The following is a 24,965-nucleotide window of genomic DNA, read 5'->3' as shown; positions in this document are numbered from 1 at the left end:
TGAACCAAACCCATGAGCTATGTATGTAAATTCGCATCTATCTTAGGAGGGAGATTAGCCCGGAGTTGCTCAACATCAATTTACCTTCTCAGAGGGATAAGCTGTTGTAATAATTTGTAATAAACAAATGCCAGAGAGCATTGTATAAATGTCATAAGAAGGTTGAAACGACAGACGCAAGTTAACAAAAACACTGATTAACAAGGTTTGTCGCATCTCATAAAAGGTGTAAAATTTTCTAAGGTTTCTTAAATGTCCGCTGTAATGTCACAATAGTACAGGTAGCGGAAAAGGAGAGAAGGAGCCGATCGGCACAGTAGCCGGCGTCAACCTTCAACCCTTCCAGGTTTAACGGCCTGAACAAATTTAACTTAACGGTTTTATACCGCAACCAAACTCAATTAACTCAAGTAGGAGAGTTCTTTCATGTTTGACGCATTTACAAAAGTGGTTTCCCAAGCAGACGCTCGCGGCGAATTTTTGGCCACCGGCCAACTTGATGCCTTGAGCCAAATGGTTGCAGAAAGCAACAAGCGCATGGATACAGTCAACCGCATCACCAGCAACGCTTCCAGCATTGTTGCTAATGCAGCTCGCTCTTTGTTTGCTGAGCAGCCTCAGTTGATCGCTCCCGGCGGCAACGCTTACACCAGCCGCCGCATGGCAGCTTGCTTGCGCGACATGGAAATCATCTTGCGCTATGTCACCTACGCGATTTTCGCAGGCGACGCCAGCGTCCTCGATGACCGTTGCTTGAACGGCCTTCGCGAAACCTACTTGGCATTGGGAACTCCCGGCGCTTCCGTAGCAACTGGCGTTCAAAAAATGAAAGAAGCCGCTTTGGCGATCGCTAACGATCCAAACGGTGTAACTCGTGGAGATTGCAACTCCCTGATGTCTGAAGTCGGCAGCTACTTCGATCGCGCCGCTTCCGCAGTAGGCTAAACCCCAGCCATTGCAACCCAATCTGTAAAGCAACGATTCGATATATCGATCGGGCTTTTACAAATCGCATTCGTAGAAAAAACCGCAAACACTAGGGAGAAAGCAACACTATGAAGACCCCATTGACTGAAGCAGTCACAGCAGCAGATTCTCAAGGCCGTTTCTTGAGCAGCACCGAAATCCAAACAGCTTTCGGTCGTTTCCGCCAAGCAACCGCTAGCTTAGAAGCAGCCAAAGCTCTGACATCCAACTCTCAGCGCTTGATCGACGGTGCAGCCCAAGCAGTGTACAACAAATTCCCGTACACACAACAAATGCAAGGCCCTAACTACGCTTCTACCCCAACCGGTAAAGCCAAGTGCGCTCGCGACATCGGCTACTACTTGCGGATGGTGACCTACTGCTTAGTTGCAGGTGGCACAGGCCCAATGGATGAGTACCTGATTGCAGGCATCGACGAAATCAACCGGACATTTGAATTGTCCCCTAGCTGGTACGTTGAAGCTCTCAAGTACATCAAAGGCAACCACGGCCTGAGCGGCGACCCCGCAGTGGAAGCTAATTCCTACCTCGACTACGCAATCAACGCCCTGAGCTAGATTTGCGTGATGCCCGGAATTGTAAGCTGCTGTTAGCTAAAGTGTTAGCGGTTGTTTACGATTCCGGGCATCTGCGATCTTAGCCTAGTTTTCCAAATACTTTTTTTTAAGAAGTTTTCAGTTTTTAAACCAAAAAAGGGAGAAGCTAAAGATGGCGGGATTAGGTGCAGCCGAAAGATTGGGAATAAAAGCATTTGAAGAAGCGGGACAGGTAGAACTTCGCCCCCACTGGACGCAAGATGATGCGAAAGCAGTAATTCGCGCAGCTTACAGGCAAGTTTTCGGCAACGAGTATTTAATGTCCAGCGAGCGAGTTACCAGCGCTGAATCTCTGCTGATGCAAGGACAGATTTCAGTTAAAGATTTTGTGCGGTCAATTGCTCAGTCCGAAATTTATCGGAAAAAGTTTTTCTACCTGAACTCGCAAACGCGGTTGATCGAACTAAACTACAAACATTTGTTGGGTCGCGCTCCTTACGACGAGTCGGAAATTGCTTTCCACGTTGATTTGTACAATGCCGAAGGCTACGAAGCTGAAATCAATTCTTATATTGACTCCGTTGAATATCAAGAAAATTTTGGCGAAAGTATAGTGCCTTACTATCGCGGTTTCTCGACTCAAAGAAATCAAAAAACCGTCGGTTTTAACCGGATGTTTCAACTGTACCGCGGCTACGCAAATAGCGATCGCTCGCAAAACCAAACCCAAGCACGGTTAACTTGGGAAGTCGCGAGAAATACGGCATCGCCGATATACACAGCCTCTAGCGGACAATCTCTAGCTGGTGCGGCCGGTGGCGATCGCGGTAAACTCTATCGAGTCACTGCAATGCAAGGTGCGGCTAAGTTTTCGCCCCAAGTGCGGCGGACCACTACCGAATATCTCGTACCTTACGAACAGCTTTCGAGCCGCTTGCAACAAATCAACAAACGTGGCGGCAAAGTGGTAAGTATTACCACAGCTTAAAGTTTGTAAAGACGTTTTTTTGCGAGCGTCAGAAAAAAACTTAGGACTAAGTAAATAGGTAGGACAAATCATACTTGTAGGGGTGGGTTTAGCCAAAATATATGCCAACCGGCAGTTGATTGTGGCAAAACCCGCCCGACTTCTGTGTATCCTACCAATACACATATTAGGCTTAGTCCTAACAATCTCAAGTGCAACGAAGCTTTGCTTTAAATTTTTGTTATTAATTTAGGAGAAAATCTGGTGGCTATTACGACAGCAGCGTCCAGGCTGGGAACATCCGCATTGAGCGATGTGCCGAAGGTAGAATTGCGCCCTAACTACACCAAAGACGACCTGGAAATAGTAATTCGTGCCGTTTACCGTCAGGTGCTGGGCAACGATTATTTGATGAAATCCGAGCGCCTCAAAAGTGCTGAATCTCTCCTGCGAGACGGCAGTTTATCAGTGCGAGAATTTGTGCGCGCAGTGGCAAAATCGGAACTGTACAAAACCAAGTTTTTATACAGCAGCTTTCAAACTAGGACGATCGAACTAAACTACAAACACTTGCTCGGTCGCGCTCCCTACGACGAATCTGAAGTAGTTTACCACTTAGATTTGTACCAAACACAAGGCTACGATGCTGATATCGATTCTTACATCGATTCAGTAGAGTATCAAGAAAACTTCGGCGAAAATATCGTCCCCTACTACCGCGGCTTTAACACGCAGCGCGGGCAAAAAACCGTCGGTTTTACCCGGATGTTCCGCCTGTATCGCGGCTACGCAAACAGCGATACATCTCAACTAGAAGGCAATAACTCTCGCTTAGCAGTTGAACTCGGTACTAACAGCGCTACAGCAGTAGTTGGACCTTCTGGCGGTAACGAAGGTTGGGCATATCGGCCTTCTGCCAGAAACGTAACTCCCGGCACCGGTTTCGGCGGCGGCGCAGCTTACGGCAAAGAAGGGCGGCTTTTCCGCGTGGAAGTTTCGGGAATTCGCACGGGCGGCTATCCCAGCGTGCGCCGCAGCAGCAAAGCGTTTATCGTACCTGTTGATGATTTGTCCTCGCAAATGCAGAAATTTCAACGCATGGGCGCGAAAATCGCCAGCATTACTCCAATTTAGTCAGTTGGCAGTTGGCAGTTGGCAGTTGTTAGTTGTTAGTTGGCAGTTGGCAGTTGGCAGTTGTTAGTTGTTAGTTGGCAGTTGTTATTAGTCAACAGTCAACAGCTAACAGTCAACAGTCAACAGTCAACAGTCAACAGTCAACAGTCAACAGCTAACAGTCAACAGTCAACACTCAGAATTACCAATTACCAAGAAGCTTATGTTCGGTCAAATTGTAGCTGGAAAAAGTGGCAATACAGCTTCCGCAGGTCGCTGTTTTCGGTACGAAGTTGTGGGCTTGCGCCAAAGCGATGATACGGAAAATATTGATTATTCGATTCGATCGAGCGGCAGTACATTTATCACCGTGCCGTACAATCGGATGAATCAAGAAATGCAGCGGATTACTCGCATGGGCGGGAAGATTGTAAGCATTCAGCCGCTAAGTGCCATCGCAGAATCGTCCCATGAATCATCGTCTGCAGAATCGTCCCATGAATCATCCTCAGATGATAATTAAGAGCGATTGAAAAGGACGATTAAAAGAGACTGCTGGCGCATCTCAAAAGATTTTTACCTCTCACCACTATTTTTAGTGGTGAGGGACTAAATGTCTAATCGATCGCATACCTAGTTAACTGCCAATAACCAACGGAAATCCTGCCCTCCAGAGTTCAGGGAAAACCCCCGTGAATTCGCCAACAGTCTCTTTCAATCGCCGACTTTGATCGAGGGCTTTTTAACGCGGATTTAAGATAATATATGTCAATCACCAGAACTGATTCGGTAAATCTGCAAGAATCAGTTTAAGTTCCGGTTCATTCACCCGCTTAATTGCTTTCGGAATACTTACCCACTGCCGCTTTCTCTTGCTAGCTTCCGGCCAATTTTCCAGAATAGTTTGCACTGGTAGCAAGAATACTTCTACATGACAAGTATGGCCGGACTTTTGATATTTGTAAGTTCCCAACAAATCCGGCAACACTTTACCCAACAAACCTGCTTCTTCCCAAGCTTCCTTCGCAGCAGAATCTTGCGGAGTCATATCAGGTTCAATTAACCCTTTGGGAATTACCCAGCGCTTACCGGTTGAAGAAGTAATCAGCATGACTTCAATTTTTCCGTCTTGAATGCGGTAGGGAATTACTCCCGATTGCTCTACCAATAAAGCGGTTATACTCATAATTTTGGCAATAGTTGTGGGTGCAAAAGCTGCTGCAACTAGATTAATATAGGACTGAGGCATAGGACTAAAGAAACCGCGTGTTTTACCGAATATCCGGGATACAGCGCGTCTTTTCGTAAAAAAACCCAGTTTCTGACCGCCAGTGCATAAGTCCGCTCTGCTAGCTATCAGGAAGAGTGTGGCAGATATTTAAGTTATTAACTTTTCGTTCCTAAACAATAAAAACTGCACGCCTGATTATAGATAATTCACCATTTTAGACAACCGCACAGTAGAGAACAGACATATTTTGCTTTCCCTCTGTTAAAACTAGCAAATGTAGATGCACTCCAGCTAGAAAATAATATTGTAATACTCGCGCGCAGATAAAAGCCGATCGCCCAAATCAGCCTCTATCCGCGTCAGTATGCGGTTTTCCCTCTAATCTTTCTTCGCCTTAGCCTCCAGATTTTCCATCCGACTCCTCAAATCTTGATTCTCCTTCTTCACCTGGTCTAACTCCTCCCGCAACTGCTTCACCGCTGCATCGGAACCAGCATTTTTCTGCACTCTTTGCACAGCTTCATCAGCCATCATACGGACGCGGCCGTCGGGAGTTTGGTCAGCTAAAGAACGCAAAATCCGAATTGCTTTGCGAGTTTCCATCTGTCCTAAAGCCACTACCACCGATACTTGAGTCAAGAAAAACGTCTCCTTAGATAATTCTGCCAATCGGTGCAAAATTCGTTCTAAATTAAGCTTAGTTTGACCTGTTGAAATTGTCCCCAAAGAGCGAATTGCAGCCAAGCGCAAAGCTTGCGGAGTACCGATGGCTGTATATTTCAAAATTAGATTCAGGGCATCTTCAGAAGTTTTCATTTGCGCCAAACCGGCAATAGCACCCGATCGCACAACCTCATTCCAGCCCTGACGCTCTTTCAAAACCAATTTTAACTCTTTGAGTACCTGTTCGTCCGTCGGTTTTTCGTCGGGATTCGCCCCTGCGATCGAGCCCATAGCACTAGCTGCGGCCGCTTCTACATAATAGCTGTCGTCGCCTTTTTCGACGATCGACCTCAGCGCCTTATAAGTTTCGTGAGTCTTGATTTGGCCCAGCGCATTCACCACAGCGCGGCGAACCCTAGCATCTTTATCTTTCAAACCACTTGCTAAACCTTCAAAAGCTTGGTCTAGTTTAATTTCAACTAACTGAGTAGCTACTTCAGCCCGCACCCCCCAAAACCGATCTTTTTTGAGAACTTCTGACAGCGCTTTCACAGCTTCCAGTCCTCCCTTTTTCGCCAAAGCTTTAGCTGCATAAATCCGGGAAACCGGGTCAGGGTCAAACTGCAACTGAGCTTTTAATTCGGCAACTCCATACTCTAAAACAACGGTTTTTAAGTATTTATTTCCGACATCAAAACTAATAAAAGCAGGCTTCTCTTCTAGGGGGAAATAGAAACTTTGCTCGCGTTCGTGCACTCGAACAGTGAAAGTTTTTATATTAGCAGCACTTCCCTCGTCTGCATCTTTTTCCGGCTTATAACCGAAGCCGATCGGAATTTTTAGGTCGAAGACATCTTTGCTATTACCGTTGTCCTTTTTGCTATCTTTGATCTGAGTTTGTGTGACAGTCACTTTGGCTAATTTGCTGTCGCCGTCCCAGGAATAAGCAACTTTGTAATCTGGATGACCGCCGCGATAAACGTACTGATCGAACAAAAACATTAGATTGCGGCCTGTCGCCTTTTCGATCGCCCTTAGCAAATCGATCGTTTCTACAGTTTTGTGAGCGTTATCCCGCACAAAAGTGTGAATTGCTTTGTAAAATAGTTCGTCGCCTAACTCGGCGTGAATCATGTGATACACGCAAGCGCCTTTTTCGTACAAATGGCGATCGTACAATTCGATCGCTTCGCGGTAAACGTGAGTGACAATCGGGCGGCGGTAACGAAAACTGTCTTCAGCTAAATAATTGCGGGCTTCACCTAACATATAATAAGCCGCATCTTCTTTGCCGTATTCTTTGTCAGTCCACAGCACCTCACAATAGGAAGCCATACCTTCCTTGATCCAAGCATGAGACCAGTGTTTAATTACTACTAAATCGCCGAACCATTGGTGAGCTAATTCGTGAGCAACTAAGCTTTCTGTACCGCGATTGTCGAGGCTAGCGCGTTCGTCTAGCAAGCACCTATCTGTTAGCAAAGTTGTCGAAGTATTTTCCATACCGCCGAAGATGAAATCATCGACGCAGACTTGAGCATATTTAGGAAAAGGGTAAGGATAGCCAAATGCTTTAGAGAAAAACTCAATCATTTGGGGCGTTTTGCCCATGCTACGCTTACCGTCGGCTTCGCGGCCTTTTTCGACGTAATAATTAACTGGTTTGCCGTTCCATTCGTCTTTAATTTCGGCAAAATCTCCGACAGCTAAGGTCATTAAATAAGTTGGGTGGATCTGGGTTTGCGACCAGTGATAAATCTTATCGTCGCCCTCATTTTTTGTGCTAATTAATTCGCCGTTAGATATTGCAAAAAGTTGTTTCGGAACTTGTACTCTAATTTCGGAAGTTGCGAGTTGTCCGGGATAGTCGAAACAGGGAAACCAGAAGCGGGAATCTTCGTCTTCGCCTTGAGTCCAAACTTGTGTTGGTTTGTCGGGATAGTGTTTGTCTGACCCGACAAAATAGAGACCCCGCTGGGGTTTTTCGACCGAGTATTCGATCGCGATTGTAATTGGTTCGTATGCTTTTGTTGCTTCGTGCAGTTGAATTTGCAGCACTTCGCCGTCGCTGTCGAAATTTTGTTCGGTTTCGCCAATTTTGACTGATTTAATGTTCAGGTTTACAGCATCTAAGGTTAATTTGTCAATACCGCTGCGGACTGGATTGATGCGGATGCTGCAAGTGCCGCGAAAACTTTGTTTGGGAATATCCAGCACTAAATCGAGGAAAATATGCTCTACTTGTCCGGGGCGATCGGGGTTGTAGTGGGGTCTGGCACCGGGCATCTCGAAGGATTTGTGACCGTTTTCAGAATCAAAGTAAGTGTGTGACATTATGATGGCAGAGTTGTGTGTCGATCGGCGATCGCAGGCAGCAGCGAGGAAAGCTAAACTGCCAGCTTATTCTAGAGTAGCGCGTCCCGCTGCTGTTGTCTCTAATCTTATTAAAAACTTGGCTGATAATTGCCTGGATCGAAAATATGAATTGTTTGCTACAATATCAGCAAGGCTAATATCTGCAATCATCAGCCTGAAATTGAAATTGAGAGGGCAATCAGCATGACAGCTACAGTATCAGTTCCCAGTGCGATCGCATCTTTGCTGGGCGACGAAGCCGAAGACTTGCTCACCCATCAAGCAAAAGTTTCTAAAGATTTGTTGCACCTGCCAGGCCCGGATTGGGTCGATCGCATTTTCGCTCAAACCGATCGATCTCCTCAAGTCTTGCGATCGCTCCAGCAACTTTATTCTAGCGGACGCTTGGCGAATACCGGCTATTTATCCATCCTACCAGTAGACCAAGGAATCGAACACTCAGCAGCCGCTTCTTTTGCACCAAATCCCATTTATTTTGACAGCGAAAACATCATCAGACTAGCAATTTCTGCAGGCTGCAACGCTGTCGCCACCACCCTAGGAGTGTTGGGCAGCGTATCTCGTAAATACGCCCACAAAATTCCTTTCATTCTCAAACTAAATCACAACGAACTACTGACTTATCCCAATCAAGCCGACCAAATAATGTTTGCTTCCGTCGAACAAGCTTGGAATTTAGGAGCAGTTGCAGTCGGAGCAACAATTTATTTTGGTTCCCCAGAATCGACGCGACAAATCCAAGAAGTCAGTCAAGCTTTTGCCCAAGCTCACGAATACGGAATGGCAACAATTCTGTGGTGCTACCTCCGCAACGATATCTTCAAACAAGACAAAGATTATCACTTAGCAGCGGATTTAACAGCTCAAGCAAATCACCTAGGAGTGACAATTCAAGCTGACATCATCAAGCAAAAATTGCCCGAATGCAACAACGGCTACGCAGCAGTTGCTAAAGCTAGCGGCCACAGTTACGGCAAAACCGACAAGCGCGTTTATTCCGATTTGACAACGGATCACCCGATCGATCTAACACGCTATCAAGTGCTCAACTGTTATGCGGGAAGAATGGGTTTAATCAACTCCGGCGGTGCTTCGGGAAAAAACGATTTTGCCGAAGCCATTCGCACCGCAGTAATCAACAAACGCGCTGGCGGCTGCGGCTTAATTTCCGGCCGCAAAACTTTTCAGCGTCCCTTTGAAGAAGGCGTAAAATTGTTCCACGCCATTCAAGACGTTTATTTGTCGTCCGAAATTGCGATCGCCTAAACATTCACAGCCTATTAAAATTAGGGTGTGCAGCGCACCCGATGCTATCCGGTTCGTAGTGCAGACCCTTTTTGTTGCGATCGTAGATCGAACACGATAGGATATCAAATTCGGTAGCATCGGAATAATTCAGATATATATTCTCGGACTCTGTGTACTCTGTGTTCTCTGCGGTTAAATCATTCCGATGCAACCGAACACGATATAACAGATAATTTATATAGGATTAATAACCGTAGCAACAATTTGTCAAGATGGTATTAAAATACCCCACAGCCTTGTTTAAAACCAAATCATATCTTCATCAAGCCCCTACAATGCACCGATTTTGTTAAAATAACTTATACTAAATTTACCCAAAAAAATCTAAACTTTGCAATTACTAAGTTGTAAATTGTCAATTTTTATTAAATTGCTCGGATCTTAGAGATTTTGTAAGTATAAAATAGAAGGCATAAATTTTTATTTGTGATTCCCTCTACCTTCTAACTCGCTACCAAAATAATAGCATATCTAAAATACAATGCAACTCTAGGTCAACTCTCAACCACAAGCTTAATCATTAATTCTCAATTCTTCCAACTAAAATCCTATAACCCTAACTGTATCTCTTCAAAAATGAATTTTTGTAATAATGGATTATACCCCCTTTAGCCTCACATTTGTCGATCGCGCCCCCTTATGAGTAATAATCCCGGCAAATTCGGCCTCCGTGCCACCCTCGTCGTTCCTTTCGTAATACAAATTTTTGTAGCGGTTGGGCTAGTGGGCTATCTATCCTTCCGCAACGGACAAAAAGCGGTCAACAATGTTGCCAGCCAGTTGCGGCGTGAAGTGGTAGCCCGCGTCCAACTTCACCTAACAAGCTACTTAGCTAAACCTCATTTAATTGAGCAAATTCACATCAATACAATTCGGCAAAAGTTACTCGACCCCACCAATTTTAAGCAAATAGAAGGCTATTTTTGGCAGCAAAGCCAATCCCTTAATCCTAATATTGGAACCATCGCCTTTGCCAATCCAAAAGGAGAATTTGTAGGCACTAATAAACCAGAAGGCTACACAGTAATAGCGAACGAAACAACTGGTAACGCCATCCGCAGATATGCAGTTGACAATCAAGGCAATCGCATCAAATTAATTCGAGAAAAACCCAATTATGATGCTCGAACTCGCGATTGGTATAAAGCTGCTGTCCGGGCCGGCGGCCCAACTTGGAGCGCCATAGATACTTCCGCTTTAGGTGACAGGCTAGACCTTTCAGCAGTCTACCCCTTCTACAACAGTACAGGAACACTTCAGGGCGTTTTTCTGACCGATATTTCCCTCGGACAAATTAGCGACTTCCTGCACAGTTTCACTGTTGGCAAATCAGGGAAAATTTTCATCGTCGAACGCAGCGGACTTTTAGTTGCTAGCTCCACAATCAACAAACCTTTTACAGTTGCTGCCAGCGGTAAAACCGAGCGTCTTCACGCCGAAAAAATTAGCGACCATTTAACCCGAAAAACAACTCAATATTTATTCGAGCAATTTGGAAATTTAAATAAAATAAATACCCCTCAGCAGATGGAATTTCTGCTCGACGGCGAGAAACATTTTCTGCAAGCTGCCCCTTTTCGAGATGAATTAGGTATTTTAGATTGGTTAGTTATCGTAGTTGTCCCCGAATCAGACTTTACAGCAGAAATTGATGCCAATAACCAAACTACGATCCTGCTATGTATTGTAACTTTAATTGTGGCAATTATTATCGGTATTTTCACCGCTGCCTGGATTGCGAAACCACTGCTTAAACTTTCTCAAGCATCCGCAGAAATTGCCACGGGAAACTTAGAGCAGCACGTCCCGCTCAGCAGGATAGTTGAAATCGGACAACTAGCACATTCATTCAACAGCATGGCAAGACAACTTCAAGAATCTTTTGCCGCCCTAGCAAAGCAAAATGAAGACTTAAAAGACCTTGATCAACTCAAAAATGAATTCCTTGCCAACACATCTCACGAACTCCGCACACCCCTCAACGGCATCATTGGCATCGCTGAATCCCTGATTGACGGAGCAACCGGAGAACTTCCCCAAAGAACTCAAGCTAACCTCACTTTAATTGTCTCCAGCGGTAGGCGTTTGTCTAATTTAGTCAACGATATTCTTGACTTCTCTAAATTGAGGCACAAAAATTTGGAACTGCAACTCAAACCCGTAGACTTACGAGCAGTAACCAATGTAATTTTGACCATGAGTAAACCCCTAGCTGCGGCTAAAAAATTGCAATTAATCAACTCGATTCCTGCGGAATTTCCCTCCGCCTTAGCCGATGAAGAGCGCCTGCAACAGATTTTGCACAACCTTGTGGGTAATGCGATTAAATTCACTTTGTCAGGAACGGTAACAGTGTCAGCAAAAGTGGTTATCGAGCCTCAGCTATCGGCAGTAAATTTCCCAAAATCACAAACTACAAACTCTCTCTTGGCTGTGACAATTTCTGATACGGGAATTGGCATTGCCGAAAGTCAATTTGAGAGAATATTTGAATCTTTTGAACAAGCAGAAGGAGCTAGCACCAGAGAATATGGCGGTACAGGATTGGGTCTAGCTGTCACCAAAAAATTGGTTGAATTGCATGGCGGTAAAATTCTGGTTGAGTCTCAACTAGGGAAAGGTTCGCAATTTACATTTACCTTGCCTATTTCCACTGTCGAAACTGAATCCAAGCCGTCTGCTGAGCTTCAAAAAAATCAGATTTACGAGTTAGCAATCCCAATAGTGGTCGAAGAGTTACCGCTGACAATAAATCATGAAAAACAGTTCAAAGTTTTGATTGTTGATGACGAACCCATTAACCGTCAGGTACTCATCAATAACCTTTCCCTGTACAATTACGCCATTACAGAAGCTAGTAACGGACAAGAGGCATTGGCCGTAATGGAAGGCGGTTTTATTCCTGACTTGATTTTGCTAGACTTGATGATGCCGCACATGAACGGTTATGAAGTTTGTCAAAAAATCCGCGAGCAGTTTCCAGCTTATGAACTTCCGATTGTGATGCTGACTGCGAAAAATCAAGTGGCAGATATTGTGGAGGGATTTGAATCGGGAGCTAATGATTATTTATCGAAGCCGATTCAAAAACAAGAAATGCTTTCCCGCATCAGAACGCATATTTCTCTGGCAAAAATAACTTCAGCTTACGGGCGTTTTGTGCCGCGCAATTTTCTCAAATTTTTAGGAAAGGAAAGTATTATTGATGTTCAAATTGGCGACCAAGTACAGCAAGAAATGACGGTAATGTTTTCTGACATTCGCTCATTTACAACTCTGTCAGAAGCGATGACACCTCAAGAAAATTTTCAATTTATTAATTCTTATCTCAGTCAAGTCAGCCCAGTTATTCGGCAGTACCGAGGCTTTATTGATAAATATATTGGCGATGCGATTATGGCGCTGTTTCCTGAGTCAGCTAATGATGCTGTGCAAGCTGCAATTGCGATGCAGAAACAAGTAGCACTGTACAACGAACAGCGGCAACTGGGAGGTGAGGTTCCGATTTTTATAGGTATTGGCTTGCATACAGGCAATTTAATGCTGGGAACCGTTGGCGAATCAGAACGCATGGATACGACGGTGATTGCTGATGCTGTTAATTTGGCCTCTCGTTTGGAAGGCTTAACGAAGCTGTACGGAGTGGGAATTTTGATTAGCGAACATACTCTATCTCGGCTGGAAGGTTTACCAAATTTTAAGTCCCGTTTTCTCGATAGAGTGAGGGTGAAAGGGAAAACTGAATCGGTTGCTGTTTATGAAGTTTATGATGAAGAACTCGGATTGTCTAACCAGTTAAAGACTCAGACTCAGGCAATTTTTGAGGAAGGAATCAGGGCTTACAGTTGTCAAGATTTTGCCCTAGCTCAATCAATATTTGAAGAGATATTAGTTATAAACTATGAGGATAGGGCTGCTCTACTTTACGTAAAACGCTGTCAGCAATATCAACAATATGAAGTGCCGGAAGGATGGGAAGGTGTGGCAGATTTAGATTTTAAGTAATTGCAGTTCCAAAAATGTAATGGAAATGTGAATAAGTCTTGCTACAATGATTAATGTTAGACAAATTTCATAAAGTAGCGCTAGATATTAGCCCCCGCGAGTTCGGCAGGGCTAAGACTTCATCAATAGCACATCTTTACAAAAATGGTATTAGACAAATAATTTTTTATTTGCCTAGCTCCCCGCCGGATGCAGTCGGCCCGTTTTCCTACATAAGATCGACTCTAATTTCTATATAGCCTTTCTGTGCTCTCATAGGAGGTACTATGTGGCATAGGCCAAACCGGGCATAGGGCATACCTCACAATGCTTGATAACCGCTATATTGATCCGATTACTATCAAGCAAATAATAGTTTAGCAGATTTTGCACTTGACAGCGGAGTAGGGCGAAAAATGCCGATGGGAATGGGAATGATGCGCCAGTTGCCTAATTTTTAATTATGCACTTTTCGGCTTAATTTCACTAACTATTTCGTAAATATCTGTGTCGGGAATTTTGGCGAACAAAGGAGTCATCTGCTTCAATATTTCCTGATATGCTTCGCTTTGATTGGCGGTCATCTCTTCTACACTTTCCCAAAAAATGATGGCAATACCTTTGTCTGTATTGGGCAATTGCAGCAGGTACGCTCCCTTAAAACCTGTAGCATATGTGGCAACGGCTTTTTCAAAAAGTTCTTCTGCTTCTTTGAATTTTCCTGGTTTAAATTCGCCAAGGGCAACGTAGGCAAACTGATGTCGGAGAAAGTCTAAAAATTCTGACATATCCTGTTCCTGAATAAATCGCTATACACCAGGTTATATTTTACCCGATCGCCCGAAATTTGTGAATAAGCTGGTGCGCGTCTAGTTTTAACAAATATGTTTCTGGAAACAAGGAGTGGGGCGTTGCTTTGAGCGGTGCCCTAAAAATTTAATCTAAATACCGCAACAGGTTAGTGATTTTTGGAGTGGCGCGCTCATCCCAGCGGCGAATTGATGAGATACTGCACCTAGCTGCGATCGCGCTTTACCCGAAAAAAGCGGTTTTTTGCAATAACCCTATTGAATTTACAAAATTTACCTGCAAAGATTATCAGGTATCAAGACAAATAAAGTAGAGAGGCAACTAAAATAAATGCCAAAAATATTAGTAATTGAAGACAATAACTTTATCCGAGCAACCGTTATAGAACTCTTGCAATTGCACGGTTTTGAAGCTATAGGCGCAGAAAACGGACAAGTCGGTATCCAGTTAGCGATCGCCCAAATTCCCGATTTAATCTTGTCTGATGTGATGATGCCGGAACTCAACGGTTTGGAAGTTTTCGCGATTTTGCGATCGCACCCTGCAACCGCCAGCATTCCGTTTATTTTTATGACGGGTTCAGAAATAGAAAAAGCGATCGAACTCAAAGCCGACGGCTATCTCAAGAAACCTTGCAGCGCCACAGAAATGTTCCGAGCGATCGCAACTCAACTAGAAAAACCGAAAATTACCAACCCAAAACATCAAAAAGTACAGGACAATTCTGGTAAAGAAAATCTCAGCTTGGGCACCCGGAATCAAAAATATCGGCTGGAGATGGCGTCGCTTTGCTCTCAATGACAGGCACTGTAACGTTCTTGATACATAAGTTGAGGGAATTTCAAATTGGTTCCAGCCAGAGGTGACTTAGACTGGGTATGTTGAATTTGGTACAAAAGTCATGAACCCACAATCTAAAGGCCGCCTAGTTTGGAATCACTCTACCCACCTTCCCGGTTTGATACCAATTTTAGAGCGCCTCACCCTAAAAATAGGCATTCAAACTGTTACGCCAGGGGTCATCAACAAAGTTAAAGGACACATCCCCCGCATGACATTAAGAGTGTCAGTACCCATCCGGGGGGGATTTAAAATCATTGCCAGACAGGGCAAAACCGTACAAGAAGTCTTTATATTAACCACTCTCAGTCAAGGGGACTTGGAAGAGACGATCGCCCAAACCCTAGCCAGGTGACAATTTTTTCTTAGCAAGCACTGCGCGAGCTCTAACTGCTAAAGTTTCATCGCTTTGGGCAATTTCCTCAAGTTGGGCCAAAACTTCCGTTAACCAATCCGGTTGAACAGTCGCAGCAACCGCCAAAGCTTGCAAAGCCCCCGCTGCTGCGTAGCGAACCACCCATTCCGGGTCTCGGGACGCTTGCAGCAGGGTTTTTACTGCGCGAATTTGAGCATCTAAAACTTGTTCTGCGGGCATAAGTTCCCAGCAAATCGTCCCCAAACCCCTAGCCGCCGCCCGCCGCACGCTCAAAGCAAAGTCATTCGCCGCAGCATCGAGCAAAATCTCTAAACCTCTGGGGTCGCCAATTCCCGCCAAAGCTCGAACAGCCCAAGCCCTCGCTCCGTAATTGTAGCCGTCAAGCTGTTCTAGAAGCGGGAGTACGGCGGGTTCTCCGAGTTGAATCAGCCCGTCAACGGCGGCAACTGCGGCGCCGGGGTTGTTGTAGCCGAGGACTGTAATTAAGGTAGGAATTGCTTCTTTGGAAGGAGCCTCCGCCAGTGCTTTGACTGCGTTTAACAAGCCTTCGGAAGAATCTGCTTGTTCGACTGCGCGAATTAGTTCTAATGCCATTGATTTATATAATTTACAACAGTTTACACAAAATTTTAGAGTGGAGATTTTTGATTTTAAGAATATAGGGCTGATCCACGGATGGCCAGAAACCGGGTTTTTTGCGAAAATTCTTCGCTGTAATCCGCAGATTATGTAAAAAACCCGGTTTCTTTGGTCTTGATGTGTAAGTCCTGGAATATTGCAGATACACTCAAAAACTCTTAAAGTCGCGCTATCATCTCGGTGCGAGAGCCAACGCTGCTGCTGGACTGCTTCAAGGATACCGCGCTGCTTGCCATTGGGCATTTCGCGACCAGCTAGCAATGCTGTTGAAGTTGGAACCGAAAGAGTTGTTGTCGATCGCGATCGGATTACAGGAAGCGGCGTAACTGCTGGCATCGATTTTGGATTGGTGCTTGCCGGCAAGCTCTGCGGCGAGGAAACGGCCAAAATGATTCAGTTACTTTTAGAATACAATCCCACGCCACCTTTTAATGCTGGTTCCCCCGAAAGTGCTGGAGATATTTTAGTTGAGCAAGTGAAGAAATTTGGGGAACAGCTAATATGTGCCTCCCTAGAAGTTACTAAGAAAACAGCGCTCGGATTGGGTATTAACAATTAAGTTAATAGTTACCGGGGTTATTTACAAAAGACTATCCATTAAGTTCATAACTTGGATAGCTTCATCTGACAAAGATAGTGATTCTTGTCGATCGAGGTGATGTTCCAAAACTCCTTTGAGGGCAATCAATTTCATACTATTTTCTGCTAAAGTTTCAGCAATAGCTGGCGCTGACGGCAAATAGCCGATCGCCCCCAAGTCCATCAAAGCCGATCGCCGCAACTGCAAATTATCCCCATTCAAAGCCCTTACCAAGCGATCTCCGTAAATGCGATCGCCAGTCAACTGATACATCGCCCGCGCCGCAGCGTACTGCACCCGCTCCACAGAATGCTCTAAAAAAGGTGCAATTAGGGGTATAGCTTCTGTCGCTCGCAGCGTGCCCAAAGCTTCAATTACCGAGTCGTAAGGCTGCACCAAGTGCGATTTACCAGCCACTCGCACGGCCCTGGCCACGCCCCCATCTAAGAGTTTCATCAGCGACGGAATGGAATCGATATCGCCCAGCATTTCTAGAGCTTGAGCCGCCGCTTCCCGCACGTAATAATCCGCACATTCCAAACACCGAATCAGCGCCGGTAAGGCTTGTTTGTCGCCCAATTTACCCAGCGCCCGCGCCGCATTTCGCAATAGGGAATAATCGCCAATTTTTGTTTGTTCTGATTCTTCCTGCAAAGCATCAATAAGAGCTGCGATCGCCGCCGGTTCTTTGACTCGAAATCTGCCAACCCACCAAGCAGCGTAATACCGGAGACTGTAGTCTTGGGAGTGCAAATTTGCGATCGCCTGTTCTACTGTTAAAGACTCGCCGTCAGCTACGCCCGCCGGTGAGTCGGATTCGTCATAATTCATAATCGTTAGTTATTAAGAAAACTCGGGGATGATTTCAAAAGACTGTTGGCGAATTACAAAAAAAAGGTAAAACCCAACATTTCACAATCAGGGCAAAAGAACTATAGCAGTTCGTTCATCCGTTGTGTAATTCTTGTAGGGGAAACCCCCATGCGCGGCGATCGCGATCGCGTTACCCAAGGGTAGCTATCCCCTAGGGAATCGTCCTCTTGATGCTGGGGGTAGACAATCTTGGCACTACCCCTACACATACACAAATCCAGCAATTCTTGCTCGATCAAGCATTAGCTGATAAAAAAGGAATGCTTTCTGCTAAGTTGTCCTTAACTTCAATTCCCTGTTTTCTCGCCCAGAACTGGCTCAAAAAGTGAATTTGCCGCAACCCTACAATTAAATTTAAACCAGGGACAAAAATCCACCAAACTGTTAAGGGTTCTTTGATTCCTTCTTGGCGGTAAAGTTCGTTAACTGTCTTGTAAAGTTTGAACTGCACGATGTAAATCCAAGCAATTCCTACGAAGGAAAACCAACCAAACCATCCGGGAACGTCGGGGTCAAAAATTCGCAAAGCTTGGGGAACGGCTACTCCTAAAACAAAGGGCAGCAAGCAAAGAGTCCCCGACCAACCAGTGCCGTTATAGCGGCGCAATTCTTCTTGGATAATCCATTTATACCAGCCGTAATATAGCAGCAAACTGACTGCAGAAAGCAAAATCACTCGCCACAAGGAGCGGGGTTTTCCTAAAGGTTTGTCGGACATCTTTTGAGGTAAAATATGAATTGCTTTATTGATTGTATTAACATTTGTTAATTATTGCAAAATTGCTTCTCGGATCGATCGCGCGGTTGCAGGGGCCAGCAGAACACCGTTGCGGTAGTGGCCGCTGGCGATCAGAACGTGGCTGTTACCCGGAAGCGTCTCGATAATTGGGGCCGGTCGTTTTTCCGGGCGCGGGCGCAATCCTGACCATTTTCTGAGAATTTCAGCTTCGGCTAAGGCGGGACAAAGCGATATCGCCCTCGCCATCACTTTTTCTAACATATCAGCATTCGCCTGAATTTCCCCGCCGTTTTCGGGAAATTCCACCGTCGCGCCTATCCAAAATTCTTGATTTGCCAAAGGTACAATGTGAACGTCGTCGCAAGTAATTACGGGCCGAAAATCTGGGTTTCCTAACGGATTTTTTAACCGCAAATGCAGCGCTTGTCCCAACACCGGGCGAATGTCAATTAATTGATTTAAGGATGCAGTGACTGTCGCAGAACCTAAGCCAGCGGATATAATTAGTCGATCGAACTCGCCACTAGCAGCAATCGCGGCCCCTTCAACTTCCACTCCAAACTCAAAAATTACGCCATTGCGTTCAGCAGCATCCACCAAAGCCAAAGTTAGCGCCGTCGGATCGACTTGCCGGTCTTGCGGCGAATAAATCCCAGCAATTATGTTATTGTTGACAGATAAGTGAGGATTGCGATCGCGCACTTGTTGCACATCCCAAAGTTCTAATTTCCAACCTTGAGATTCGCGAATTGCTGCTAGTTTTTCCCATTTACTTAAATCCTCTCCCTCCCCACAAAGCATCAAAATTCCCTGTTTGTTAAACGGAATTTTTCGCCCCGTAACTGCTTCTAATTCAGGAATTAAAGTTTCGTAGCGCTGAAGGCTGCTTTCCCTCAACTGCCAATTTCTACCCTTAGTTTTGTGACTGATAACTCCCATCAAAACGCCGAGGGCCGCACCTGTAGAACCCAGTGCCGGCGGTTGTTTGTCGAATACTGTGACTTTGAGTTCGGGGAATTTACTTAGTTCAAAGGCGATCGATGCCCCGATAATACCGCAACCAATAATTGCAACGCGAACCATTCAATTTTAGATTTTAGATTTTAGATTTTAGATTTTAGATTTTAGATTTTAGACTTGAGAATTTATATAATTTTTTCGTAGGGCGCGCACCGCACACCCTACAATAACTGCACGCACCATCTCGGTGTGCAGCGCGCACCTAAAAACTAAAGTAATTAGTCTTGAGGAATTAGCTGCAAGAAATTCTCGAAATGATTCACCGCTGTTTGATAACTAGCGATAACTTTCGCATTGTCATTCGCTTTAGCAGCGCTGTCAATGTTTACCAAATCAGCAAACAAACTCTTTGTCAAATCAACAGCTTGTTGTTGAGATTTGGGTAACAAAGTGGCTGAGACGGCTCTCATGGTGTTACGCAAGTCGCCTAGAGGCCCGTGAATGTAAGTTATGGTATCAATCCAATTTCTGTTTTGAATTAGGTTCCCTAGGTTATCCATGCGCGATCGGAATTCTGTCAGGGTAGGAGCATAGCGCTGAATTTGCTGGATCTGGGCTGCTGTGTAAGTCGTCGGAACTTTGGCTTCGACACTGCTGCAACTAACCAGAAATGCCATCATAAACGCCATCATCAAGGCAAAAAATGAACGGGGACGAGTCATATCGATTTTTGATTTTTGATTTGTGATTTCTCGTTGCGGGCGGGTACGGGGACACCGACCCTAGGCACCGAGAGTTAGGTACAAAATATTATTTTACCTCCTGACGTCGCAGAAAAGTTATCAGAGCTTCGCCAACTTTTTCCGACCAATGTTCTTGGGGATAGTGCCCCGCTTGTTCTAGTGTGACTAACTCGGCATTTTTCATGGAACTGACTAATTTTTGAGCGGGTTCAACACTCAGCCAAGGATCGGTCAAACCCCACACAAATAAAGTTGGGCGCGTCCATTCTTGCAAGCCGGATTCAATTTCTGCCATTGACTGCGGTAATTGAATGTTGCGGACTGTATTCATTAGCGATCGCCCCGCATCCGAACTCTTCAAAAACGGGCGGCGGTAAACATCTAAATCGCTGTCTGATATGATTTTGCGACAACCGCCTTCGAGGGTTCTGTCTACCAAAAGCGGGTCTTGCGTCATCATGTCGCCAATAAAAGGCAGTCCCAACTGCTGCATTTTCCAAGGCAATTTGATATCGGCGGAAACTGGTGTATTTACGATCGCTAAACGTTCTATTTTATCTGGATTTTGCAAAGCGTATTGAATGCCCGCCGAAGCTAAAAATCCTTGGACTACGAGGGAAAATCGGTCTATTTCTAAAGTTTGAATAAAGCCAGCCAGGGCGGTTACAAAAGCATCTGGAGTGTAAGCAAAGTCGCGTTTGTCCGGTTTGGTCGATCGCCCGTAGCCCACCCAGTCCGGCGCTAGCGCTCGAAATCCCCCAGCAGCCAAATCCGGCATGATTGCAGTCCAGGTAAAGCTTTGGGACGGCAAACCGTGCAGCAGCAGCACCGGCGGCTTATCACTTTCGTTAACCGGATTTGTTTCCCGATAAAACCATTTTAGCGGGCCTACTTCAACTGTTTTCTCATCTATTGACATTATTTTACTGATTATTTATCAAAGAATAAGGCGGGTATTCCCCGCCCTACTTACCTAATAGTTGGGTGTGTACAAAGCACATCTAAATCAATTGTGTAATTCTTGTAGGGAGTCTTGGCCCCGTGGTTGCCCTCCTGGCGTTGGAGGTAGGCACGGGGACAGTACCCTACATATTTGTACAAATGATTTAGACGCGCTCTAGAGTACCTTACCCAAATAATTAAAGTCCCGCTTAGAAATTCATTTCAGCAGCTTGAACTTTTTCGACCTGTTTCTTCTTGAGAACCAGCATGATTTGAGCCAGCATGGTTATAGCCACAAAAGCCATCAATCCTTTAACTCGACCTGCACTTTGCAGCACAATTTCCACATCTTTTTGACCGAAGCCGCCCACATTAGGATTGTTCGTCAAAAGTTCGCCGGCTGCCACTGTTTGTCCTTCGGTAACAATCAGTTCTGGGCCAGCAGGAATTGTATCAACAACCGCTGCACCTTCTGCTGGTTGGATTGTCACTTCATAACCACCATCTTCAGGTGTGGTGATTTTAGAAATACTGCCAGCTACCGAAGCATTATAAACAGTATTGTTGCTCTTAGCGCCTGTAGGATAAACCTGACCGCGACCGCGGTTGCCACCGACATAAATTAGGTATTTGCCGTAGTGAACGGACTTGTCAGTTGCGGGATTTGGCGACAAAACTGGGAATACCAATTCTTTGTATTGTTCACCTGGCAGCGGGCCCACTAAAATAATATTTTCTTGGGTTTCGCTGTAAGGTTGGAAGTAAAGATCGCCGACTTTTTCCTTCATTTCTTCGGGAATTCTGTCAGCGGGAGCAATCTTGAAACCTTCGGGCAACATCACAACTGCGCCTACGTTCAAGCCGCCTTTGCTGCCGTCACCGACAACTTGCTGCACGTTAGCATCGTAGGGAATTTTGACAATAGCTTCAAAAACTGTGTCAGGCAAAACAGATTGCGGTACTTCAACTTCTGTCGGTTTTGCACCTAGGTGACAGTTAGCGCAAACAATGCGACCGGTGGCTTCGCGGGGAGTAGCGGGTGCTGTTTGCTGGGCCCAGAAAGGATAAGCAAATGCTGCTTGAGGAAGTGCGATGTCGCTGGTGAGAAAAAATCCGGCGGCGACGATCGCAATTAAAGCAGTTTTGGCGATCGTCTCGACACTGCGGCGAACTATCGCAGATAAATTAGTTTGTGGCATTAGAGTATTCAATCTCAAAGGTCAGACAATGCGTGAATTTTAGATTTTGAATTTTGAATTTTGGATTTGGGATTATTAGACTGTTTTAGGGATGAAATTATCTTTGATTTTCACCGCTGACCCCAATCTAAAATCTAAAATCTAAAATCCAAAATTGTTTAAGACCACCAAGGTTCTTCGCCGGTGCGGAAATCAGTTTCTTTCCAAGTGGTAAAAGCAATCTTGTCATCTGCGACAGTGGCGTGGGCCAGGGCCAGAGACAAAGGCGCGGGGCCGCGTACCACTTTGCCCTCACTGTTGTATTGAGAACCGTGGCAAGGACAGATAAACTTGTTTTCGCTAACATTCCAAGGCACGACGCAACCCAAGTGAGTGCAGACTGCATTGATGCCGTAATCGGCCAGAGATAAGTCTTCTTCCACCACCAGATAAGTGGGGTCGCCTTTGAGGCCTTGGGCCAAGGTACGATCGCCCGCTGGGTGGGAAGCCAAATATTCGCTAACGATGATGTCGTTACCCAAGGCGTCTTTAGCCGTGACACCGCCACCGGCAGCCCCACTCGACGGAGGAACAAAATATTGGACAACGGGATAGAGTGCGCCCAGTGCCACACCTGTGACTGTACCGAACGTCAACAAATTCATAAATTGGCGACGCCCCATATCGGGGACATCGGGATTTCCAGCAGAAGATTGAGCCATGACCTGCCTTTACGGTTTTAAGTTACGTTTGTTTGTTAGGGAATTTGTACGTGCAGATAACTGGCGTAGTCGCAGCCAATCTGCTCGCACCAACTTCAGGCAGCGAAAATTCCTTTGAATAATGCGCCTTCCAGCCTTTATTAGAGTATTATTACATTTTTTGAACTTTGTCTTTTATTGTTTAAGAGATTCACTCAGGAGCAACCATGACGGGCAAGGATTTACACCAGCTACTCCTAGAAAAATGGGGAAAGTCTTACGATATCAGATTGCGGCGGACGCGGGGCAAGATTTTTGTGCAGGTGATGTGGAAATATTTGGAACAAGCGTCTTTTCCGATGACGGAGGCTGATTATTTCGAGCATTTGGACGCGGTGGCGAATTACCTCAACGGCTGGGGCAGCACGGCACAGGTGAGAGAATACATTGTGACTACTCGCGATCGCCCGCGCTTGGGCAAAGCTGTCAGCATCCCCCTGGATTTGGGCGAAAGAGCCTCGGAGTGGTTGCTTGACGAGTTTTGAGTCCGTTGTCCGTTGTCAGTTGACTGTTGTCAGTCATATCAAATCCAGTTACAGGGAGCATTTCATTTTTATTTTTGTCGCAAAGCATTTTTTGGGTAGTGCTGTCTCCGCTCCGAAATATTATACAGTTCGCTCGCGGATCCCACGGCGTTAAAGCAAAACACAGATGCTGCGAGTTAAATCCGAACCATCTTTCAGCGCGATCGCTTCTAGAGCTCGCCAGCCTCGGCTTTTTTGGCGATCCGGGTTTCTAGCCGACCAAAATCATCCGAACCATTTTCTGTCAACACTTTCACATACAATGAACCTCAGATATCTTGTGAAATTTAGGAGAATGTTGTAATGGGTGTTGCAGTTGGAATGGTTGAAGTCTTAGGATTTCCCGCCGCCGTAGAAGTTGCAGACTCAATGGTGAAAGCAGCCCGAGTTACTTTAGTTCGCTATGAAAAGATAACCCGCGCCTACTGGACAATTATAGTTCGAGGAGATATTTCTGAAGTGCAAGCAGCCGTTGCTGCTGGAATTGAATCAGTTAAAAAGGTCGATGGCGGAAAGTTGCTTTCCTATCACATAATTGCTCGTCCCCACGAGAATCTCGATTATATTTTGCCGATCGGCTACACACCTGAAGTCGAACAGTTCCGAATGTAGACAAAGTTTTGACAAAACTTTGGTGTGGAGTTTTAACTTTTAGTAATTATAGAGGCGCGGGCGATCGCATCTCTATATTTTTTTAATGGCGAGTCGATCGCATTTATGAGCGAGAAATATTTTCAGTACAACCCGCCCCCAGCCCAACAAACCAGAAACTTTCGAGCCCTCACCGCCCCAAAAGCTTCACAAAACCAACACCGCCAAAATACAAAGCCAGCACCGCACCTCCCAAAAGACTTTGCGTTAAAGGATCCGTAGAAGGTGTTAACACCGCTCCCAAAATAGCCGCTCCCAACACTACATAGCGCCAGCCCGATAGCATTTGCTTGGACGAAACAATATTCAAAACGCCCAGCAATACTAAAACGATCGGGATTTGAAAAGCTAAGCCGGTGCTGAACATTAACAAGAGCACAAATTTAAAGTATTTGTCGATCGACCACAACTGCTCTACAACATCCGCCCCGTAGCTAACAAAAAAGTTGAGCGCCGCCGGAATCAGAGCAATATAAGCAAATACTAACCCGCCCAAAAATAAGAAACTCGATCCCAAAAACACGGGTCCTAGCAACCGACGTTCTTTGCGAGTCAAGCCGGGGAGTACAAACAGCGCTATCTGGTAAAAAATAAACGGACTTGCAATTAGCAAACCGCTATATCCCGCCACTTCGATAGAAACAAAGAAATATTCGCCGGGAGCTAGTTGCAAAAACTTGACTGGCCCGGCGGGTACTTCTAGCAATTGTACGATCGGTTTAACTGTTAAAAAGCAACCAACTACAGCGACTGCTACGGCAATTAGCGAGTAGAAAAGTCGCTGTCGCAATTCTTCTAAATGGTCGAATAAAGACATTTCAACTTCGTCAGGAAGTTCGTCTAAAAATTCGTTTTCTAGGTTGCGGGAACCCAGAAAACTGTCGGCGATTAGTGCAATGTTATTTTCCGGGATAACTGCTTTGTCTTCTAAGTTACTGACACCCTCGAAATCATCGGCGATGGATGCAATGCTATTTTTAGCTCTAACTTTTTTATCTTCTAAGTTACTGACATCCACTAAATCATCGGCGATGGGTGCAATGCTATTTTCCTCGCTAACTGCTTCGTCTTCTAAGTTACTGACAGCCTCTAAATCATCGGCGATGAGTGCAATGCTATTTTCCTCGCTAACTGCTTCGTCTTCTAAGTTACTGACAGCCTCTAAATCATCGGCGATGGGTGCA

25 protein-coding genes are annotated in these 24,965 nt (G+C 45.3%); 12 read left to right on the top strand and 13 right to left on the bottom strand.

The genetic code is table 11. The features are described 5' to 3' along the window. The first annotated feature begins 426 nt into the window (after positions 1–426). The 5 genes from QUA01_RS06255 (at position 427) to QUA01_RS06235 (ending at position 4,126) form a co-directional block, all read left to right on the top strand. On the top strand, positions 427–945 hold the full coding sequence (locus QUA01_RS06255) for a phycocyanin subunit beta (protein ID WP_193972088.1): 519 nt from the start codon (positions 427–429) through the stop codon (positions 943–945). 110 nt (positions 946–1,055) lie between these two features. After that, positions 1,056–1,544: a phycocyanin subunit alpha gene (cpcA, locus tag QUA01_RS06250; RefSeq protein WP_194061202.1), complete on the top strand. Its 489-nt coding sequence runs from the start codon at positions 1,056–1,058 to the stop codon at positions 1,542–1,544. A gap of 151 nt (positions 1,545–1,695) precedes the next feature. Then, positions 1,696–2,511: a phycobilisome linker polypeptide gene (locus QUA01_RS06245; RefSeq protein WP_333088052.1), complete on the top strand. Its 816-nt coding sequence runs from the start codon at positions 1,696–1,698 to the stop codon at positions 2,509–2,511. A gap of 243 nt (positions 2,512–2,754) precedes the next feature. Continuing rightward, positions 2,755–3,624 (top strand): phycobilisome rod-core linker polypeptide, encoded by an 870-nt coding sequence (locus QUA01_RS06240; protein ID WP_194066802.1) that lies wholly within the window; start codon positions 2,755–2,757, stop codon positions 3,622–3,624. Positions 3,625–3,826: 202 nt separating this feature from the next. After that, the gene (locus QUA01_RS06235; protein ID WP_194066801.1) at positions 3,827–4,126 is read left to right on the top strand and encodes a phycobilisome linker polypeptide; all 300 of its coding nucleotides are present in this window, start codon (positions 3,827–3,829) and stop codon (positions 4,124–4,126) included. Between the two features lie 249 nt (positions 4,127–4,375). On the opposite strand, the gene QUA01_RS06230 is transcribed toward QUA01_RS06235, so the two are convergent. Next, positions 4,376–4,852 (bottom strand): NUDIX hydrolase, encoded by a 477-nt coding sequence (locus tag QUA01_RS06230; protein ID WP_228049859.1) that lies wholly within the window; start codon positions 4,850–4,852, stop codon positions 4,376–4,378. 360 nt (positions 4,853–5,212) lie between these two features. Further along, positions 5,213–7,831: a M1 family metallopeptidase gene (locus tag QUA01_RS06225; protein ID WP_194066800.1), complete on the bottom strand. Its 2,619-nt coding sequence runs from the start codon at positions 7,829–7,831 to the stop codon at positions 5,213–5,215. Between the two features lie 225 nt (positions 7,832–8,056). Here QUA01_RS06225 and QUA01_RS06220 point away from each other — a divergent pair, with 225 nt between their 5' ends. Both QUA01_RS06220 and QUA01_RS06215 read left to right on the top strand, forming a co-directional pair. Next, on the top strand, positions 8,057–9,139 hold the full coding sequence (locus QUA01_RS06220) for a class I fructose-bisphosphate aldolase (protein WP_194009326.1): 1,083 nt from the start codon (positions 8,057–8,059) through the stop codon (positions 9,137–9,139). 681 nt (positions 9,140–9,820) lie between these two features. After that, a complete protein-coding gene (locus QUA01_RS06215) occupies positions 9,821–13,186 on the top strand; it encodes a response regulator (RefSeq protein WP_333088046.1) in 3,366 nt (1,121 codons plus the stop codon). Positions 13,187–13,626: 440 nt separating this feature from the next. Here the strand turns inward: QUA01_RS06215 and QUA01_RS06210 are convergent, their stop codons facing one another. Beyond that, a complete protein-coding gene (locus QUA01_RS06210) occupies positions 13,627–13,953 on the bottom strand; it encodes an antibiotic biosynthesis monooxygenase (RefSeq protein ID WP_194066796.1) in 327 nt (108 codons plus the stop codon). A 352-nt stretch (positions 13,954–14,305) separates the two neighbouring features. Here QUA01_RS06210 and QUA01_RS06205 point away from each other — a divergent pair, with 352 nt between their 5' ends. Together QUA01_RS06205 and QUA01_RS06200 are read left to right on the top strand one after the other, a co-directional pair. After that, entirely contained in the window at positions 14,306–14,776 is a 471-nt protein-coding gene (locus QUA01_RS06205) for a response regulator (RefSeq protein WP_333088045.1), read from the top strand. A gap of 100 nt (positions 14,777–14,876) precedes the next feature. Further along, positions 14,877–15,170, top strand: a complete 294-nt coding sequence (locus QUA01_RS06200; protein ID WP_194009322.1) for a DUF2103 domain-containing protein — start codon at positions 14,877–14,879, stop codon at positions 15,168–15,170. Here QUA01_RS06200 and QUA01_RS06195 read toward each other — a convergent pair. Further along, positions 15,159–15,785, bottom strand: coding sequence for a HEAT repeat domain-containing protein (locus tag QUA01_RS06195; protein ID WP_333088043.1), 627 nt, complete (start codon positions 15,783–15,785; stop codon positions 15,159–15,161). The two genes, QUA01_RS06200 and QUA01_RS06195, sit on opposite strands and share 12 nt — an antisense overlap. A gap of 274 nt (positions 15,786–16,059) precedes the next feature. Here QUA01_RS06195 and QUA01_RS06190 point away from each other — a divergent pair, with 274 nt between their 5' ends. Beyond that, on the top strand, positions 16,060–16,389 hold the full coding sequence (locus tag QUA01_RS06190) for a hypothetical protein (protein ID WP_333113915.1): 330 nt from the start codon (positions 16,060–16,062) through the stop codon (positions 16,387–16,389). Between the two features lie 21 nt (positions 16,390–16,410). Here the strand turns inward: QUA01_RS06190 and QUA01_RS06185 are convergent, their stop codons facing one another. The 8 genes from QUA01_RS06185 to petC form a co-directional block, all read right to left on the bottom strand. Continuing rightward, positions 16,411–17,241 carry a HEAT repeat domain-containing protein gene (locus QUA01_RS06185; protein ID WP_333088041.1) on the bottom strand — a complete coding sequence of 277 codons (831 nt, stop codon included), beginning with the start codon at positions 17,239–17,241 and terminating at the stop codon, positions 16,411–16,413. A gap of 101 nt (positions 17,242–17,342) precedes the next feature. Continuing rightward, positions 17,343–17,492, bottom strand: coding sequence for a hypothetical protein (locus QUA01_RS06180; protein ID WP_333088040.1), 150 nt, complete (start codon positions 17,490–17,492; stop codon positions 17,343–17,345). A gap of 26 nt (positions 17,493–17,518) precedes the next feature. Next, positions 17,519–18,001, bottom strand: a complete 483-nt coding sequence (locus QUA01_RS06175; protein ID WP_333088039.1) for a hypothetical protein — start codon at positions 17,999–18,001, stop codon at positions 17,519–17,521. Between the two features lie 51 nt (positions 18,002–18,052). Next, positions 18,053–19,105, bottom strand: a complete 1,053-nt coding sequence (locus QUA01_RS06170) for an NAD(P)/FAD-dependent oxidoreductase (protein ID WP_333088036.1) — start codon at positions 19,103–19,105, stop codon at positions 18,053–18,055. A gap of 155 nt (positions 19,106–19,260) precedes the next feature. Next, positions 19,261–19,731 (bottom strand): photosystem II protein PsbQ, encoded by a 471-nt coding sequence (psbQ, locus tag QUA01_RS06165; RefSeq protein ID WP_442921529.1) that lies wholly within the window; start codon positions 19,729–19,731, stop codon positions 19,261–19,263. A 61-nt stretch (positions 19,732–19,792) separates the two neighbouring features. Next, positions 19,793–20,644 carry an alpha/beta fold hydrolase gene (locus QUA01_RS06160; RefSeq protein ID WP_333088031.1) on the bottom strand — a complete coding sequence of 284 codons (852 nt, stop codon included), beginning with the start codon at positions 20,642–20,644 and terminating at the stop codon, positions 19,793–19,795. A 232-nt stretch (positions 20,645–20,876) separates the two neighbouring features. After that, the gene (gene petA, locus QUA01_RS06155; protein WP_333088029.1) at positions 20,877–21,866 is read right to left on the bottom strand and encodes a cytochrome f; all 990 of its coding nucleotides are present in this window, start codon (positions 21,864–21,866) and stop codon (positions 20,877–20,879) included. Positions 21,867–22,024: 158 nt separating this feature from the next. Beyond that, on the bottom strand, positions 22,025–22,567 hold the full coding sequence (petC, locus tag QUA01_RS06150) for a cytochrome b6-f complex iron-sulfur subunit (RefSeq protein ID WP_333088026.1): 543 nt from the start codon (positions 22,565–22,567) through the stop codon (positions 22,025–22,027). Between the two features lie 206 nt (positions 22,568–22,773). On the opposite strand from petC, the gene QUA01_RS06145 reads away from it, so the two are divergent. Together QUA01_RS06145 and QUA01_RS06140 are read left to right on the top strand one after the other, a co-directional pair. Beyond that, positions 22,774–23,091: a DUF3067 family protein gene (locus QUA01_RS06145; protein ID WP_194009313.1), complete on the top strand. Its 318-nt coding sequence runs from the start codon at positions 22,774–22,776 to the stop codon at positions 23,089–23,091. Positions 23,092–23,433: 342 nt separating this feature from the next. Next, positions 23,434–23,742 (top strand): carbon dioxide-concentrating mechanism protein CcmK, encoded by a 309-nt coding sequence (locus QUA01_RS06140; protein WP_106149684.1) that lies wholly within the window; start codon positions 23,434–23,436, stop codon positions 23,740–23,742. 169 nt (positions 23,743–23,911) lie between these two features. Here QUA01_RS06140 and tatC read toward each other — a convergent pair whose 3' ends face one another. Continuing rightward, positions 23,912–24,679: a twin-arginine translocase subunit TatC gene (tatC, locus tag QUA01_RS06135; RefSeq protein ID WP_333088407.1), complete on the bottom strand. Its 768-nt coding sequence runs from the start codon at positions 24,677–24,679 to the stop codon at positions 23,912–23,914. Positions 24,680–24,965: the final 286 nt, after the last annotated feature.

The organism is Microcoleus sp. S36a_B3 (assembly GCF_036700745.1).
Lineage (GTDB): Bacteria > Cyanobacteriota > Cyanobacteriia > Cyanobacteriales > Microcoleaceae > Microcoleus.
The sequence above is the reverse complement of the archived record's forward strand: the minus strand, read 5'-3'. Positions and strand labels throughout refer to the sequence as shown.

Bases quoted from the DNA above. Each gene is read 5' to 3' on its own strand.
- QUA01_RS06235 (WP_194066801.1), top strand. From the start codon at position 3,827: ATGTTCGGTCAAATTGTAGCTGGAAAAAGTGGCAATACAGCTTCCGCA.
- QUA01_RS06200 (WP_194009322.1), top strand. From the start codon at position 14,877: ATGAACCCACAATCTAAAGGCCGCCTAGTTTGGAATCACTCTACCCAC.
- QUA01_RS06180 (WP_333088040.1), bottom strand. From the start codon at position 17,492: ATGTGTAGGGGTAGTGCCAAGATTGTCTACCCCCAGCATCAAGAGGAC.
- QUA01_RS06255 (WP_193972088.1), top strand. From the start codon at position 427: ATGTTTGACGCATTTACAAAAGTGGTTTCCCAAGCAGACGCTCGCGGC.
- QUA01_RS06210 (WP_194066796.1), bottom strand. From the start codon at position 13,953: ATGTCAGAATTTTTAGACTTTCTCCGACATCAGTTTGCCTACGTTGCC.
- QUA01_RS06140 (WP_106149684.1), top strand. From the start codon at position 23,434: ATGGGTGTTGCAGTTGGAATGGTTGAAGTCTTAGGATTTCCCGCCGCC.
- QUA01_RS06230 (WP_228049859.1), bottom strand. From the start codon at position 4,852: ATGCCTCAGTCCTATATTAATCTAGTTGCAGCAGCTTTTGCACCCACA.
- QUA01_RS06170 (WP_333088036.1), bottom strand. From the start codon at position 19,105: ATGGTTCGCGTTGCAATTATTGGTTGCGGTATTATCGGGGCATCGATC.
- QUA01_RS06185 (WP_333088041.1), bottom strand. From the start codon at position 17,241: ATGAATTATGACGAATCCGACTCACCGGCGGGCGTAGCTGACGGCGAG.
- QUA01_RS06215 (WP_333088046.1), top strand. From the start codon at position 9,821: ATGAGTAATAATCCCGGCAAATTCGGCCTCCGTGCCACCCTCGTCGTT.
- QUA01_RS06205 (WP_333088045.1), top strand. From the start codon at position 14,306: ATGCCAAAAATATTAGTAATTGAAGACAATAACTTTATCCGAGCAACC.
- QUA01_RS06195 (WP_333088043.1), bottom strand. From the start codon at position 15,785: ATGGCATTAGAACTAATTCGCGCAGTCGAACAAGCAGATTCTTCCGAA.
- petA (WP_333088029.1), bottom strand. From the start codon at position 21,866: ATGCCACAAACTAATTTATCTGCGATAGTTCGCCGCAGTGTCGAGACG.
- QUA01_RS06175 (WP_333088039.1), bottom strand. From the start codon at position 18,001: ATGTCCGACAAACCTTTAGGAAAACCCCGCTCCTTGTGGCGAGTGATT.
- QUA01_RS06145 (WP_194009313.1), top strand. From the start codon at position 22,774: ATGACGGGCAAGGATTTACACCAGCTACTCCTAGAAAAATGGGGAAAG.
- QUA01_RS06225 (WP_194066800.1), bottom strand. From the start codon at position 7,831: ATGTCACACACTTACTTTGATTCTGAAAACGGTCACAAATCCTTCGAG.
- petC (WP_333088026.1), bottom strand. From the start codon at position 22,567: ATGGCTCAATCTTCTGCTGGAAATCCCGATGTCCCCGATATGGGGCGT.
- QUA01_RS06220 (WP_194009326.1), top strand. From the start codon at position 8,057: ATGACAGCTACAGTATCAGTTCCCAGTGCGATCGCATCTTTGCTGGGC.
- QUA01_RS06245 (WP_333088052.1), top strand. From the start codon at position 1,696: ATGGCGGGATTAGGTGCAGCCGAAAGATTGGGAATAAAAGCATTTGAA.
- QUA01_RS06160 (WP_333088031.1), bottom strand. From the start codon at position 20,644: ATGTCAATAGATGAGAAAACAGTTGAAGTAGGCCCGCTAAAATGGTTT.
- cpcA (WP_194061202.1), top strand. From the start codon at position 1,056: ATGAAGACCCCATTGACTGAAGCAGTCACAGCAGCAGATTCTCAAGGC.